Below are 14,736 nucleotides of genomic sequence, written 5' to 3'. Positions count from 1 at the left end.
TGTCTGCCCCCTCCCCGGACCCCACCCCCGAGGATATTTCACTCTGGGAAATCACAAGATCAGATGGCGTTGCATGCTGCTGTCAGACGTTGAACGCCTGCCGCATCAGGTTCAGCCCCGTGACCACCAGCAAAACCTGTGTCCACCAGCGAAAGCGCCCCTGGTCCAGCCGGTCCTGCACCGCATACCCCAGCGCCATGCCCAGCATCGCCGGCAGCGCCAGAGCGGCGGAAAATGGTGCAGTGGTGGCGTTCATCACCCCCGATTGCAGATGTGCCGCCAGCAGAACCACCGCCCCGATCAGAAATACCACCCCCTGCGCGCGGATCGTCTCGACCTTTTCGGCCCCGACAGACAGCAGATAGACCAGCAGCGGCGGCCCCCATATGCCCGACAGCCCGCCATAAAGCCCGCCGATCACACCCAGCACGGTCTCTGCCCGCGCGCGGTGCTCCAGCCGCAGCGCCAGCTTGCGCCCCGCCAGTTGCAGCAGGGCAAAGACGGTGATCGGCAGGCCCAGCAGCATCAGGAACACCGGCTGCGGGATATCGCGCACGAATTGCGCCGACAGCAGGATGAAAACCACCGTGCCCGCCAGAAAGCGCCAGAACTTTCGGGCCGTTTGCCAGGCCGCACGCCAGCCCTGCCGAAACGCCTGGCTGAGGTTGGTCAAGAGCACTGGCAGGATCAGCCCGGCCAGCGCCACCTCGGGCGGCAGAAAGCTGGAAAAGGCCGAGACCATGATCATCGGCATGGCAAAACCGATGGCGCCCTTGATGAAGCCGGAACACAGGGTCACCGCCATGGCGGCCCAGAACGCCACCGGGTTCAGCCCCGCCATGAGGAAATCCATATCATCCTGCCCATTGCCGCTGCTTGCGCTTCTGTAGCCTCTTGGTGGGGAAACCGCACGGGCGATTTGGCTGCGACATTTTCATTCGCCACACGAACCAACGGCGAATTTTTCTTGCGCTGCGGATGCAAAGCGATTACCCCCTTTGCAAGCGCAGCATTCAGAGGCCAGCCATGCCCCATGACGGACAGACCCCGCCCCAATCGCCCCTTCTGGCCGATCTGCTGACCCTGACCGCCGAGGCGGTGCCCGAGGTAGAGGCGCTGTTTGCGGCCGGGCGCGAGGCCTTGCGCGGGCTGGTCACGACGGGCGGGCGCATTTCGAGCCCTCTGCTGGAAGAGCACCAGTTTGCCGCGCATACGCTGGCCTGGCTTGCCACCTATACCGAAAGCCTGCGGCAGATGCAGGCCTGGGCCGGGCGGCTGGCCGCATCCGGCCATTTCGGCGAGATCGAGGCGCTGCTCCTGCAGATCGGCTTTGGCGAGTATCTGCACCACATCCACGGCGGCATCCCGATGAGCCAGGGGGAGGTCGCGCGGTTGCAGGATCTGGGCCTGTCCCCGGCCCAGCCCGGGGCGGCGGCGCTTGCCCTGATGGCCCGGGGCAATTCGGCCGCCGCCCGCATGCGGCTGGTGGACCTGATGCAGGACAACGCCGGGCGCGCGACCTTTGGCGCATCGGGGCTGGAGGCGGAGCTGGAGATGATCCGCGACCAGTTCCGCCGCTTTGCCGATGAAAAGGTGGCGCCCTTCGCCCATGGCTGGCATCTGCGCGACGAATTGATCCCGATGGAGATCATTGATGCGCTGGCGGAAATGGGTGTGTTCGGCCTGACCATCCCCGAGGAATTCGGCGGGTTTGGCCTGTCGAAGGCATCGATGGTGGTGGTGTCCGAGGAATTGTCGCGCGGCTATATCGGTGTGGGGTCACTGGCCACGCGCACCGAGATTGCCGCCGAACTGATCCTGTGTGGCGGGACGGATGCGCAGAAACAGCATTGGCTGCCGAAACTGGCATCCGGCGAAACGCTGCCCACGGCGGTGTTTACCGAACCCAACACCGGTTCTGATCTGGGCAGCCTGCGCACGCGCGCGGTGAAAGCGGGTGACGATTGGCAAGTGACCGGCAACAAGACCTGGATCACCCATGCCGCCCGCACCCATGTGATGACCCTGCTGGCCCGCACCGACCCCGCCACTACCGATTACCGGGGCCTGTCGATGTTTCTGGCCGAAAAGACTCCTGGCACCGATGAGGCTCCCTTTCCCACCCCCGGCATGACCGGCGGCGAGATCGAGGTCTTGGGCTACCGAGGCATGAAGGAATATGAGCTGGCCTTCGATGGCTTCGCGGTAAAGGGCGAAAACCTGCTGGGCGGGGTCGAGGGGCAGGGCTTCAAGCAGCTGATGCAGACGTTTGAATCGGCCCGCATCCAGACTGCCGCCCGGGCCATCGGCGTGGCGCAGAACGCGCTGGAGGTGGGCATGCAATATGCCACCGACCGCAAGCAGTTCGGCAAGGCGCTGATCGCCTTTCCGCGCGTGGCGGGCAAACTGGCGATGATGGCGGTGGAAATCATGATCGCCCGGCAACTGACCTATTACGCCGCATGGCAGAAAGACCATGACAAACGCTGCGATCTTGAGGCGGGCATGGCCAAACTGCTGGGCGCGCGGGTGGCCTGGGCCAGCGCCGACAATGCGTTGCAGATCCACGGCGGCAACGGCTTTGCGCTGGAATACCAGATTTCCCGCATCCTGTGCGACGCGCGCATCCTGAACATATTCGAGGGGGCCGCCGAAATTCAGGCGCAGGTCATCGCGCGGCGGCTGCTGGACTGACCTGACCGGACGGTATGCGCGGCTATTCCCCCGGCAGCGCCACACCATGTGACGGGCGCGCGGCCCCCAGCCGCGGGTGCAGCCGCCCGGCCATCAGCCAGGCCGCGGCCATGCCCGCCCCACAGGCCGCAAACACCCCCGCCACCGGGGCCACCAGCAGCACCAGATAGGCGGCACCCGGAGTCAGGATGCCCGACACGTCACGAAAGCTGGAATAGACGGCGGCCATTTCCGTGCGCTCTGACGGCTTAACCGCCATCATGAAGGGCAGGCCACCTGCCACATCCAGCAGCACCAGCCCGAACGAACAGGCCATCAGCAAAAGCACCGTCAGCCAGGGCAGCCCTGACAGCAGCGTGGCCGCCACCAGCGTCACCGCGCACAGCGCAAAGGCCCCGCGCACCGCCACCCGCACCGTGCGCCGGTAGACCATGCGCAGCAAGAGCGGCGTCGTGAACAGCAGCGCATTCGACAGTGACAGCGCGACACCACCCACCTTGTCGCCCAAGCCCGCCTCGATACAGAAGATCGGCAGATAGACCACATAGACCCACCAGCCACAGGACCGCAGCACCGCAAACAGCCAGCCCGCGATCAGCCTTGGCTGGCCTGCAAAGCGCCCCAGATAGGCCAGCGGGTTCAGCGCGGGCCCCTTGGCGCGGGTGATCTGCTTTCCGTTGCCCAGCCGCAGCACCCAGAATGCGGTGGCCAGCGCCCCGGCAAACACCGCCGCCAGCAGGAACGGCGCGGGAGCCCACAGATCGCGCAGCCAGACCCCCAGCAGCGGCCCCACCGCCCAGGGTGTCGCGGCATACAGCATCTGCATCGACTGGCTGCGCCCCAGATCGGCGCGGGTTATGTAATCCAGCACATAGGCGTTGAAGCAGACAAACACCGTCGCCGTCGCCAGCGCATTGGCCAGAAGCGACAAGGGCACAGCCACCGGCCCTCCCACAATCGCCAGCACCATCCCGATGACATACAGCGCTGTGCCCAGCGTATAAAGCCAGCGTCGTGGCACATGCCGCGTGGCCCATGGCACCAGCAGCCCCCAGATCAGCGAGGCGATGCCGACAAAGAAATAGATCCGCGACACCACCCCCGCGTCGCGCACCGCGTCATAGACGGTCAGCGGCATCACGGCGATCAGCGTGCCACGCACGGCGGCCTCCAGCCCCGCCAACAGGGCAAAGGACTCGACCCGCGGGGTGGCTGCGTGTTTCAGAAAAAGGGGAAGGTATCTTGTGGCCATGATGCTCTCTGCCCCCAGATGTGCCGCGCCTTTGGGCGCAGGTCTGGCCCGCCTGCGACATTTCGCGGCATGTTCGGGACAGGTGGCACCGCACCAGCCGGACCGATGACATTCGGGCCAATGTCAGCCGGGCCAGTTTTAGCCGGGCCAGTTTTATGCGGGCAGCGTCACGCAGAGCGGGCCAGCAGTTCCAGCAACCTTGCCCGCGCCTCGGGCAAGGGGCGGCCATGCAGCAGGGGGGCCAGCTCGCGCGTCAGGAAGTGCCCGGTGATCGCCAGCCCCTGCGCGATTTCCACCCGGTCGGCCCCGCCCTGCCCCAGCATGCAGGCGGGCAACGGCAACAGCCGGTCGGCCCAGTCACCCGCGGCCCCGCGCGCCACGGCCCGCCCGGTGCGCGGGCTGACAAAGGCCAGATCGTCGCGCGTGCCGGTCACGGCACAGCGCGTCAGGTCAAGGCCAAAGCCCACCTCTTCCAGCAGCAGCACCTCCCACCGCAGATAGGCCAGGGGCCAGTCGGGCGATGCCCCCAGCGCATCCAGCAACGCCACTGTCATCACCCACAGATGCGGATGCGCCGCGCGTTCGGGCAGCGCCACATGCAGCAGCGCACAGATCGCGTTCAGCCCTGCCAGCGCCAGCCGGTCGCCCAGCAACCCGGCGCGCGACCGCACAGGTTCCACCGTGAAGATGCCGATGTGATCCTCCAGCCGCGCCCGCCAAGAGACATCCAGTTGCGCACCGGGTTGCAGGATGGGCGACATCCGGCGCGAGGCCCCGCCCCGCACCACCCCCGCATGCCGGCCATGGGCCACGGTGAACACCTCGATGATCGCGGCGCTTTCGCCATGCCTGCGCATGGTCAAAAGCACGCCTTCGTCGCGCCAATCCATCCCGGCACTATCGCGGGCCGCGTGCGGCAGGGCAAGGGTGCCACCCCTTGCGGCAAAGGCGGTTCCGGCGCAGAAATGCGGAATGATGCCCTTGCGACGCACCACGGCCCTGCTGATCGCGCTGACCGCCGGGCTTTCGGTGCTGGCGCAGGGCATCTATTCCTATGGCAGGCTGGCAGAGCCGGATCTGCTGGCCGAAATCTGGCGCATGGCGGGCTATTTCACCATTCTGACCAATAGCGCCGTTCTGGCGCATTTCGCGGCGCTGGCCGCAGGGCGACAGTTCAGCGCGGCCCGGCATGGCGGGCTGTTGGTGGCCATCGGCATGGTGGGGCTTTACGGGCAACCCTCGATCACCGGGGCGGGGCCGCCGCCGGGTCTGGGCTGGTGGGCGGATCAGGGGCTGCATACCGCCGTGCCGGTCATGGTGGCGCTGTGGTGGGCGGCCTTCGCCCCCAAGGGCGCGCTGCGCTGGCCGGTCATGCTGATGTGGCTTGTCTGGCCGCTGGCCTATTTCACCTATGCCATCGCGCGCGGCATGCTGACCGGCTTCTGGCCCTACGGATTTCTGGATCTGCACCAGCTTGGCCCTGCCGCCGTGCTGCGCAACATGGCGCAGGTTCTGGCGGCTTTCGCGGTGCTCGGCGCCACGGTGTTTGCCGTCGCGCGGATCAGCCGCTGAGTCCATCCTCATCCAGCAGGTGGCGGCCTTGCCGGTCTTCGACCTCGATCACCCACAGATCGGGGTCAAAGCGGCGCTGGCGGGCAATGGCTGCATCCACCTCGGCCTCGGCCCCCGCGGTCAAAGTAACCCATACCCGCGCGCCCGACATCAGATCAAACGAGCGTTGAAACGCCTGTGCCTGCCCGTCCAGCGTGGCCAGTTTCACCAGAACCGCCCCCGCCGTGGCATCGCCCTTCGCGGTGACAAAGGCCGGGATCGCGGCCAGACGCAGGCGGTTCAGATAGGCGCGCACCCAGAAATCGGCAGTCAGTTTCATGACGGGATTCTTCACTTGAGTTGTGATGCGCCCCGGCTAAAGTCGGGTCAGCGAAAGAACAGGAGCCTTTTCAATGACCACACCATTCCGCATTCCGCTGGGCGCGCGCCTTGTGCTGCTGGTGTTCATCGCCGTGCAACTGCTGATGCTGTTTGACGTGTTCGGTCTGGAGGGCAGCCCTGCGGCACAACTGGCCTCGGGTCTGGCGGGGTTGATCGCAATAGGGTGGATCATCCTCGCCTTCCTGCGCCACCGCAAGGGGTAGGGGCTCAGTTCCCGTCCTTGAAGTCCAGCCCCATTTCGGAATAGCGCTCGGGCTCTTCCAGCCAGTTCGGGCGCACCTTTACCTGAAGGAACAGGTGCACTGGCCGGTCAAGGAAATCGACCAGATCAATCCGCGCGGCCTGGCCGATGGATTTGATGGTTTCGCCCTTGTTGCCCAGCACGATGCCCTTGTGGCCGTCGCGGGCGACATAAACGATCTGGTCGATGCGCACCGAACCATCGGGGCGTTCCTCCCATTTCTCGGTCTCGACGGTCAGTTGATAGGGCAGTTCCTCGTGCAGGCGCAGGGTCAGCTTTTCGCGCGTCACCTCGGCGGCGATCATGCGCAGCGGCAGGTCGGCGATCTGGTCTTCGGGATAGAACCACGGGCCTTCGGGCAGTTCACCTGCCAGCCAGTGTTTCAGCTTGTCCACGCCATAGCCCTTTTCCGCCGAGATCATGAAGGTTTCGACAAAGGGAAAGGCGTTGTTCATTTCCTCGGTCAGCGCCAGCAGGGTTTCGGCCTTGACCCGGTCGATCTTGTTGATGGCCAGCGCCACCGCCTGCCCGCGCGGAATGCGGTCGCGCATGCTGTCGATGATGGATTTGGTGCCCTCGGTCAGCCCGCGGTGCGCCTCGATCAGCAGCACGATGATGTCGGCATCGGCGGCCCCGCCCCAGGCGGCAGCCACCATCGCGCGGTCAAGCCTGCGGCGCGGGCGGAACAGGCCGGGCGTATCGACGAACACGATCTGCGTCTGGCCATCCATCGCCACACCACGGATGCGGGCGCGGGTGGTCTGCACCTTGTGCGTCACGATCGACACCTTGGCACCCACCATGCGGTTCAAGAGGGTGGATTTGCCCGCGTTCGGCTCGCCGATCAGGGCCACGAAACCGGCGCGGGTGTTGCCGTCGCCACCCACGGCGCTGCCATCGGGGCCGGGCGCATCGGGATGAGGTTTTTCCGGGTGAATGCCGTCCGGCTGCGGGGCTTCGGGTTCGTCAGTCATCGGTCGTCTCCATCCGCGCCAGAAGCGCCCTTGCCGCTGCCTGTTCGGCCAGCCGTTTCGCCCCGGCTGTCGCCGTTTCCGCAGCGCCATTGTCAAGCCGCACCTCGACCGTGAACACCGGCTGGTGATCGGGGCCAGAGCGCGCCATTTCGGTATAGGCCGGGGGTGGCAGGCCACGCGCCTGCGCCCATTCCTGCAACGCGGTTTTCGCGTCGCGGGCGTCCTGTTCCACCGCGCCGATCCGGTCAGCCCACAGCCGCAAGATGGTCGCCCGGGCCGCATCGAACCCGCCATCCAGATAGACGGCGGCGATCACCGCCTCCAGCGCGTCGCCGAGCAGCGCCTCTTTGCGCCGCCCGCCCGACATCATTTCGGACCGGCCCAGTTTCAGCACATCGCCCAGCGCCAGCGCCCGGGCCACATCGGCGCAGGTTTCCTTGCGCACCAAGGCGTTGAAGCGGGGCGCAAGCTGCCCTTCGGTCGCACCCGGGTCGGCGGCCAGCAGCGCCTCCGCCATCACCAGCCCCAGCACCCGGTCGCCCAGAAACTCCAGCCGCTGATTGTCGGGCCTTGTGGCGGATGACAGTGAGGCATGGGTGACGGCGCGCAACAGCAGTTCAGGCGTGCGGAAATCGTGCCCCAGACGGCCCGAAAGGGCCTGAAGATCGGATGAAAGCCTCACTCCACCGCCTTGAAGAAGCGGTCGGAACGCCAGGTCCAGAAATACAGCATCGACCGGCCAGCGGAGGAAAACATGATCCGGTCGGCGCGGCCGATCAGATGGTCGGCGGGAACAAATCCAACGCCACCAACGGCCTGGCCAAAGCGGCTGTCCTGGCTGTTGTCGCGGTTGTCGCCCATGAAGAAGTAATGCCCGGCGGGCACGGTGAACACATCGGTGTTGTCGGCAAAACCGTTGGTGTCGATGTTCAGGATGTCATGCGTGCGCCCGCCCGGCAGCGTTTCGGTGAAGCGCGACGCGGTGCAGGTGCCGCCCTCGCCCACCGGGCCGTTTTCGCAGCGCGGCAGTTGCCCCATCGGGCCCTGCGGTTCCATCAGTTCCTCGAACGTGCCGGCCGGGGTCTGCGGCACTTCGGCGCCATTCAGGATCAGCACGCCATTGCGCATCTGCACCGTGTCACCGGGCAGGCCCACCAGCCGCTTGATGAAATCAGACCCGTTGACCGGGTGGCGGAACACCACCACATCGCCGCGTTCGGGTTCAGAAAACAGCAGCCGCCCCGAGAAGGGGCAGATCGAGAAGGGGCAGGAATAGCGCGAATAGCCATAGGCCATCTTGTTTACAAACAGGAAGTCACCGATCAGCAGCGTATCCTTCATGCTGCCCGATGGAATCCAGAACGGCTGAAAGAACAGGGTGCGGAACACGCCTGCGATCAGCAGGGCATAGACGATGGTTTTCACCGTCTCGACAATGCCGCCGTCGGATTTTGCCTTGCTAGCCATGCGTCCTGCCTTTTTGGGCTGCGGCGCCACGGGGCGCGCAGGGTTTGGCGCTACATGCGCGCGGGGCGCGCGGGAGTCAAGTTGGGGGAGGCAGGGGTCGCGCCTCGATCACCACAAAGGCCTGCGCCCAGGGGTGGTCGTCGGTCAGGGTGACGTGAACGATGGCCTCGTGGCCCGGGGGGGTCATGGCCGCCAGCCGTTCCGCCGCCCAGCCGGTCAGGTGCATCACCGGCTGGCCCGTGCGCAGGTTGGATACCGCCATGTCTTTCCACGCGATTCCCATGCGTAACCCGGTGCCCAAGGCCTTTGAGCACGCCTCTTTCGCGGCCCAGCGTTTGGCATAGGTGGCGGCCACGGCGCGGGGACGGCTGGCGGCCTTGCGCTGTTCGCGTTCGGTAAAAACCCGGTGCAGAAAACGGTCGCCAAAGCGGGCCAAGGTGCCCTCGATCCGTTCGATGTTGCACAGATCCGTGCCGATGCCGAGGATCATTGCGGGGCGATTCCGGCGATGCACAGGCCATGCACAGCCGATGCACGCATGATGCAGACGGTTTTGCGGGCGATTGTCACGCCTGCGCCTCGCAGGCCTCGTCCATCCGGCGGCGCATTTCCTCGATCGCATTGCCTAGGCCGCGGAAAATCGCCTCGCCGATCAGGAAATGGCCGATGTTCAGTTCCATCACCCCGGGCAGCACGGCAAGTTCGGCCACGGTGTCAAAGCTGATGCCATGGCCTGCATGCACCTCCAGCCCCAGCCCGTGCGCGAGGGTGGCACCCTGGCGCAACGCCTGCAACTCTGCCGCCGCTTCGGCCAGATGGCCATCGGCCACCAGATCGCAATAGGTGCCGGTGTGCAGTTCGACCACCGCCGCGCCGACACGGGCCGAGGCCTCGATCTGGCGGGGATCATGGCCGATGAACAGCGACACCCGTGCCCCCGCCGCGCGCAGGGGCGCTATGTAATCGGCCAGACGATTCTGGTCGCTTGCCACATCAAGCCCGCCTTCGGTGGTGCGTTCCTCGCGCTTTTCCGGCACGAGGCAGACGGCATGCGGCCGGTGTTTCAGCGCGATGGCCTGCATTTCCGCCGTGGCGGCCATTTCAAAATTCAGCGGCACGGAAATGCCCGCCATCAGGGCCGCAATATCCTCGTCCCGTATATGGCGGCGGTCTTCGCGCAGGTGGGCGGTGATGCCGTCGGCCCCGGCCGCCTCGGCCAGCAGGGCGGCGCGCAAAGGGTCGGGCCAGGCAGAGCCGCGCGCGTTGCGCACTGTGGCCACATGGTCGATGTTCACACCCAGCCGCACCCTGCCCTGCGATGTCATCATGCTCTCCTTCGCGTTTGTTCAAGCCTAGCGTCAGTCCGGCGTGCCGTCAGCCCCCGGCGTTGCCGCAGGGGGCGCAGCCTTGCTCTTGCGGCGCGCGTCGATCCGGTCGCGCAGTTTCTTGTCGCGCAGCTTTTGATAGGCGTTGGCCAGAGGGATTGTGATGTAATAGGCCATGGTCGAGATGATCAGGCCGGGAATGATGCTGCCCACCAGGTAGGGGAAGTAGACGCGCCGCCAGAATTCGGCCAGCGATCCCCATTCCGTCGGCGCGTCGGTGAACATCGCCTTGAAATTGCGCCACAGTTCCCCCCCTGCATCGCCAAATGCGGCCACGATGGAAAGAAACGTCAGCGATTCGTCGCGCCCCAGCATCCAGTAGCCGAGTTCCAGCGAACCCACGGCGATGATGGGCGTTGTGATCGGGTTTGACAGGAACGTGCACAGCACCGCCGCAAGGATGTTGCCCCGCATCACCCAGGCCAAGGCAATGGCCGACAGCGCCTGCACGCCAAAGATCGGCGGAAAGTTCACGAATGTGCCGGCAAACACCCCGCGCGCGATCTTGTGCGGCTTGTCGGGCAGGCGGCGCATGCGGTGAACGATGTATTGCGTGGCGCGGCGGAAACCGCCGGTCGGGTAGACAAATTCCCGCGCGTTCTCCATCAGGGAGCGTCGGTTGCGCCGCTTGAAGACCACGTTGAACCCCCGCCCCTCAGGGCTTTCGTGTCATGTCCCGGTGCCGGGCAATCTGCGCCACGTCGGTTTCCGCCTCAAGCGCGGTCATCACCATGTGCAGATGTTCGACATCGCGCAAATCGACATCGGCCAGAAGGCGGTAATAATCCGGTTTGCGGTCGGTGAACCGCAAGTCCGAGATATTGGCCTTCTGCTCGCCGATCAAGGTGCAGATCCGGCCCAACACGCCCGCGTCATTGGAAATCGTCAGATCCAGCGTGATGGTGTGCTTGGCGGCATGGCGGCCGGCGTGCCAGTGCAGATCAACCCAGCGGGCGGGCTGCTCCTCGAACTCTTCCAGCGCGCGGCAGTCGATGGCGTGGATCACCACGCCCTGCCCGCGATAGGTGATGCCCACGATCCGCTCACCCGGGACCGGCTGGCAGCATTGCGCGCGGCGGAACGACTGGTCGGCGGGCAGGCCCACGACGGGGCGCTGCGCGTCGACCTCGGGGGCGGTGGAGCGCGCCAGTTCCGGGTAAAGCGTTTCGACCACGCGCCGGGCGGTCAGTTCGGCGCTGCCAAGCTGCGCCAGAAGTTCGGTTTCATCCGACAGGCCCAGCATCTTGGCCGCCGTGCGCAAAGCCTTGTCGGTGGCCTTGCGGCCCACATGGTCAAACGCGGCGCGGGCCAGTTCCTGCCCCAGTTTCACGAAACGGCCCCGGTCCTCTTCGCGCAGGCTGCGGCGGATTGCAGCCTTGGCGCGGCCCGTGGTCACGATGTCGATCCAGGACGCCTGCGGGCGCTGGCCCTCGGCGGTGATGATCTCGACCGACTGGCCGTTTTTCAGCCGGGTCCACAAGGGCACGCGGATGCCGTCGATCTTGGCCGACACACAGGAATTGCCGATGCGGGTGTGGATGGCATAGGCGTAATCCAGCGGTGTGGCCCCGCGCGGCAACTGGATCACATCGCCCTTGGGGGTGAAGCAGAACACCTGATCGGTATACATCTCCAGCTTCACGTTTTCCATGAACTCGTCATGGTCGTCTTCGTCCAGCCGTTCGGTCAGGCCGGAGATCCATTTGGCCGGATCGACGGCAAAGGGGTTCTGCACCCGCACGCCCTCACGGTAGGACCAGTGCGCGGCGACGCCGGCCTCGGCCACCTCGTGCATCTGCCGGGTGCGGATCTGCACCTCGACCCGTTTGCCGTCGCGGCCTGACACGGTGGTGTGGATCGAACGGTAGCCGTTGGATTTCGGCTGGCTGATGTAATCCTTGAACCGGCCCGGCACCGCGCGCCAACGCTGGTGGATCACGCCCAGGATGCGGTAGCAATCAGCCTCGGACCCGCAGATGACGCGGAAACCGTAGATGTCGGACAGGCGCGAAAAGGCCAGATCCTTTTCCTGCATCTTGCGCCAGACGGAATAGGGTTTTTTCGCCCGGCCATAGACATCGGCCTCGATCCCCGCGCGTTCGGTTTCCAGCAGGATGTCGGCGCTGATCTTGTGCACCACATCGCCGGTTTCGCGTTGCAGGGTGATGAAGCGGCGGATGATGGAGTTGCGCGCCTCGGGGTTCAGCACGCGAAAGCCCAGATCCTCCAGTTCCTCGCGCATCCACTGCATGCCCATGCGGCCGGCCAATGGCGCAAAGATGTCCATCGTCTCACGCGCCTTTTGCGCCTGCTTTTCCGGCTTCATACTTTTGATGGTGCGCATGTTGTGCAGCCGGTCGGCCAGTTTCACCAGGATCACCCGCAGATCCTTGGACATGGCCATGAACAGCTTGCGGAAGTTTTCCGCCTGTTTCGACTGGGTGGAGGTGAGTTCGAGGTTGGTCAGCTTGGTCACGCCATCGACCAGTTCGGCGATTTCCTCGCCGAACAGGCGCGCCACCTCGGTGTAGGTGGATTTGGTATCCTCGATCGTGTCGTGCAGCAGGGCGGTGACGATGGTGGCATCATCCAGCCGCTGTTCGGTCAGTATCGCGGCCACCGCCACGGGATGCGTGAAATAGGGCTCGCCGGAATGGCGGAACTGCCCCTCGTGCATCTGCCGGCCATAGGCATAGGCCCGGCGGATCAGGGCATCATTGGTGCGCGGATTGTAGTTGCGGACAAGGGCGATGAGATCTTCAACGTCGATCATGCCCCTGCCGCTTTCCGTTCCGGACTCAGTTCTGGCCCTGCGCTTCCATCAGGGCGCGCAGCAGTTTTTCTTCGGACATGTCGTCCTGCATCGGGCGGTCATTCTCGCCACCCATCAGCAGGGCCATCTGGTCGTCCTCGGGTTCGTCCACCTCAATCTGGGTCTGGTGGCTTTCGATCATCCGCTCGCGCAGGGCCTCGGCGCTTTGCGTCTCGTCGGCGATTTCGCGCAGGGACACGACCGGGTTCTTGTCATTGTCGCGGTCCACCGTCACGGGCGAGCCTGCGGCGATTTCACGGGCGCGGTGCGCGGCCAGCATCACCAGCTCGAACCGGTTCGGCACTTTGTCAACGCAATCTTCAACCGTCACGCGGGCCATGGGATACTCCAGTTTCGGACAGGGGGCACGGAACGGCCTATGTAAGCCCTGCCAATTCCCTTGACAAGCGCAAATGCCCTTACGCCAGAGGCACCACCGCAGCCCTGTCGGCCGCGGGCAGCGCGGCCAGCATCTGCACCACCGTCAGCCCCAGCAGCGGGTGGTGCCAGTCGGGCGCCACATCGGCCAGCGGGACCAGCACAAAGGCGCGGTCCTGCATCCGCGGATGCGGCAGGATCAGCCGGTCGGGTGTGGTGGCGATCTGCGCACCGGGGGCCAAGCAGCGCCAGCGGGTCTGCTCTGCCGGATCGGGCAAAACCGAATCGCCCACCGCCAACAGATCAAGGTCAAGCGTGCGCATCCCCCACCTTTGCTGGCGTTCGCGGCCAAAGCGGGCTTCGATCCTGTGCAACTTTTCGAGAAGTAACGCCACGTCACAAGACATAGGAAAAGTGACGGCAGCAGCAGCGTTTACATAATCGGGTCCGGCCCCCGCCGGAAAGCAGGGCGTGGAAAACAAGCGGCTGAGGCCAGTGATCCCAATGCCTTCGTCGTGAAAACCCGCCACAGCCTGCCGGATTGTTGCAGCCGGAGGCTGTCCGTCAAACGACAGGTTTGCCCCAAATGCAACCAGTGCGTGCTTTGCAGATGCTGCGTGCGATGATATACTCATGAGAGGTGCCGCTTGTCGGTGCCTTATTTTGACTGATATTGGTTCAGTCATGTTTCGGCGATTTTCCTGCAATACCTGTTCCACACCGGAAGGATGATTGTCGAGACAGACTTTGAGGGGACAAGCTAATGTTTTACAAGGACGAACGGCTCGCGCTGTTCATTGACGGGTCGAACCTTTACGCAGCTGCAAAGGCGTTGGGGTTTGACATAGACTACAAACTGTTGCGGCAGGAATTCATGCGCCGTGGCAAGCTGTTGCGTGCCTTCTACTACACTGCGCTGCTGGAGAATGACGATTATTCGCCCATCCGGCCGCTGGTGGACTGGCTGCATTACAACGGCTTTACCATGGTTACAAAGCCCGCCAAGGAATACACCGACAGCCAGGGGCGTCGCAAGGTCAAGGGGAACATGGATATCGAACTGACCGTCGATGCCATGGAACTTGCGCCGCGCGTGGATCATATCGTGTTGTTTTCCGGGGATGGCGATTTCCGTCCGCTTGTCGAAAGCCTGCAAAGGCAGGGTGTCCGGGTGTCGGTGGTGTCAACCATCCGCAGCCAGCCGCCGATGATCGCCGATGAACTGCGCCGTCAGGCAGACAATTTCATCGAGCTGGACGAACTGCGTGACGTGATCGGCAGACCGCCGCGCGAACCGCGTTTCGACCGTGAAGATGTGGCCGTCGAGGCAAAGTAACAGCCGCACCGCCGGTAGATGGGGATGAGAGAAATGGGCGCGCATCGCAAGGTGCGCGCTTTTTCCATGGTGGCCGTCCCGCGGTGGCTGTTCTGTGGCGCGTTCAGCGCATTACCAATGGAAAACAATATCTTGCCAGACAGAGCCATGCCTGTGGCCCCGCTGTGCCATCGCCTGACACCCGCCGATGTGCTGGCCTTGCCGTGCCTGGCCGACCTGCGGGCCTTTGCTGCCCTTCGGGATG

Annotated in this window: 17 protein-coding genes; 4 read left to right on the top strand and 13 right to left on the bottom strand. The window is 64.8% G+C overall.

The window, feature by feature from the left end; genetic code table 11:
• Positions 1 to 82: 82 nt before the first annotated feature.
• Positions 83 to 853, bottom strand: coding sequence for a sulfite exporter TauE/SafE family protein (locus GEU84_RS19970; protein ID WP_174540072.1), 771 nt, complete (start codon positions 851 to 853; stop codon positions 83 to 85).
• A 173-nt stretch (positions 854 to 1,026) separates the two neighbouring features.
• Here GEU84_RS19970 and GEU84_RS19965 point away from each other — a divergent pair, with 173 nt between their 5' ends.
• A complete protein-coding gene (locus tag GEU84_RS19965) occupies positions 1,027 to 2,694 on the top strand; it encodes an acyl-CoA dehydrogenase family protein (RefSeq protein ID WP_174540071.1) in 1,668 nt (555 codons plus the stop codon).
• A 22-nt stretch (positions 2,695 to 2,716) separates the two neighbouring features.
• Here GEU84_RS19965 and GEU84_RS19960 read toward each other — a convergent pair whose 3' ends face one another.
• Together GEU84_RS19960 and recO are read right to left on the bottom strand one after the other, a co-directional pair.
• The gene (locus tag GEU84_RS19960) at positions 2,717 to 3,946 is read right to left on the bottom strand and encodes an MFS transporter (RefSeq protein ID WP_174540070.1); all 1,230 of its coding nucleotides are present in this window, start codon (positions 3,944 to 3,946) and stop codon (positions 2,717 to 2,719) included.
• A gap of 167 nt (positions 3,947 to 4,113) precedes the next feature.
• Complete coding sequence (gene recO / locus GEU84_RS19955; protein WP_174540069.1) at positions 4,114 to 4,836, bottom strand: DNA repair protein RecO; 723 nt, start codon at positions 4,834 to 4,836, stop codon at positions 4,114 to 4,116.
• Positions 4,837 to 4,918: 82 nt separating this feature from the next.
• On the opposite strand from recO, the gene GEU84_RS19950 reads away from it, so the two are divergent.
• Positions 4,919 to 5,518 (top strand): Pr6Pr family membrane protein, encoded by a 600-nt coding sequence (locus GEU84_RS19950; RefSeq protein ID WP_174540068.1) that lies wholly within the window; start codon positions 4,919 to 4,921, stop codon positions 5,516 to 5,518.
• Here GEU84_RS19950 and GEU84_RS19945 read toward each other — a convergent pair.
• Complete coding sequence (locus tag GEU84_RS19945) at positions 5,508 to 5,837, bottom strand: DUF1491 family protein (RefSeq protein ID WP_174540067.1); 330 nt, start codon at positions 5,835 to 5,837, stop codon at positions 5,508 to 5,510. The genes GEU84_RS19950 and GEU84_RS19945 overlap by 11 nt on opposite strands.
• Before the next feature lie 73 nt (positions 5,838 to 5,910).
• Between GEU84_RS19945 and GEU84_RS19940 the strand changes: the two genes are divergently transcribed.
• Positions 5,911 to 6,102, top strand: a complete 192-nt coding sequence (locus GEU84_RS19940; protein WP_174540066.1) for a hypothetical protein — start codon at positions 5,911 to 5,913, stop codon at positions 6,100 to 6,102.
• A 4-nt stretch (positions 6,103 to 6,106) separates the two neighbouring features.
• Here the strand turns inward: GEU84_RS19940 and era are convergent, their stop codons facing one another.
• The 9 genes from era to folK all read right to left on the bottom strand — a co-directional run bounded on the left by era (position 6,107) and on the right by folK (position 13,791).
• Positions 6,107 to 7,114, bottom strand: coding sequence for a GTPase Era (gene era, locus GEU84_RS19935; protein WP_217438615.1), 1,008 nt, complete (start codon positions 7,112 to 7,114; stop codon positions 6,107 to 6,109).
• Positions 7,107 to 7,796 carry a ribonuclease III gene (rnc, locus tag GEU84_RS19930; protein WP_174540065.1) on the bottom strand — a complete coding sequence of 230 codons (690 nt, stop codon included), beginning with the start codon at positions 7,794 to 7,796 and terminating at the stop codon, positions 7,107 to 7,109. Before rnc ends, era begins: the two co-directional genes overlap by 8 nt.
• Positions 7,793 to 8,581: a signal peptidase I gene (lepB, locus tag GEU84_RS19925; RefSeq protein ID WP_174540064.1), complete on the bottom strand. Its 789-nt coding sequence runs from the start codon at positions 8,579 to 8,581 to the stop codon at positions 7,793 to 7,795. Before lepB ends, rnc begins: the two co-directional genes overlap by 4 nt.
• A 76-nt stretch (positions 8,582 to 8,657) precedes the next feature.
• Entirely contained in the window at positions 8,658 to 9,071 is a 414-nt protein-coding gene (gene acpS / locus GEU84_RS19920) for a holo-ACP synthase (RefSeq protein ID WP_174540063.1), read from the bottom strand.
• A gap of 76 nt (positions 9,072 to 9,147) precedes the next feature.
• Positions 9,148 to 9,906, bottom strand: a complete 759-nt coding sequence (locus GEU84_RS19915; protein WP_174540062.1) for a pyridoxine 5'-phosphate synthase — start codon at positions 9,904 to 9,906, stop codon at positions 9,148 to 9,150.
• Between the two features lie 33 nt (positions 9,907 to 9,939).
• On the bottom strand, positions 9,940 to 10,572 hold the full coding sequence (locus GEU84_RS19910; RefSeq protein WP_217438614.1) for a DUF2062 domain-containing protein: 633 nt from the start codon (positions 10,570 to 10,572) through the stop codon (positions 9,940 to 9,942).
• 49 nt (positions 10,573 to 10,621) lie between these two features.
• Positions 10,622 to 12,739 carry a RelA/SpoT family protein gene (locus tag GEU84_RS19905; protein WP_174540060.1) on the bottom strand — a complete coding sequence of 706 codons (2,118 nt, stop codon included), beginning with the start codon at positions 12,737 to 12,739 and terminating at the stop codon, positions 10,622 to 10,624.
• Positions 12,740 to 12,764: 25 nt separating this feature from the next.
• Positions 12,765 to 13,118, bottom strand: coding sequence for a DNA-directed RNA polymerase subunit omega (gene rpoZ, locus GEU84_RS19900; RefSeq protein WP_174540059.1), 354 nt, complete (start codon positions 13,116 to 13,118; stop codon positions 12,765 to 12,767).
• Positions 13,119 to 13,197: 79 nt separating this feature from the next.
• Entirely contained in the window at positions 13,198 to 13,791 is a 594-nt protein-coding gene (gene folK / locus GEU84_RS19895; protein WP_174540058.1) for a 2-amino-4-hydroxy-6-hydroxymethyldihydropteridine diphosphokinase, read from the bottom strand.
• Positions 13,792 to 13,919: 128 nt separating this feature from the next.
• Here folK and GEU84_RS19890 point away from each other — a divergent pair, with 128 nt between their 5' ends.
• On the top strand, positions 13,920 to 14,492 hold the full coding sequence (locus GEU84_RS19890; protein ID WP_174540057.1) for a LabA-like NYN domain-containing protein: 573 nt from the start codon (positions 13,920 to 13,922) through the stop codon (positions 14,490 to 14,492).
• The last annotated feature ends 244 nt before the right edge of the window (positions 14,493 to 14,736 follow it).

Source organism: Fertoeibacter niger, assembly GCF_009380135.2.
Lineage (GTDB): Bacteria > Pseudomonadota > Alphaproteobacteria > Rhodobacterales > Rhodobacteraceae > Fertoeibacter > Fertoeibacter niger.
This window is presented reverse-complemented; position numbering and strand designations above follow the sequence as displayed.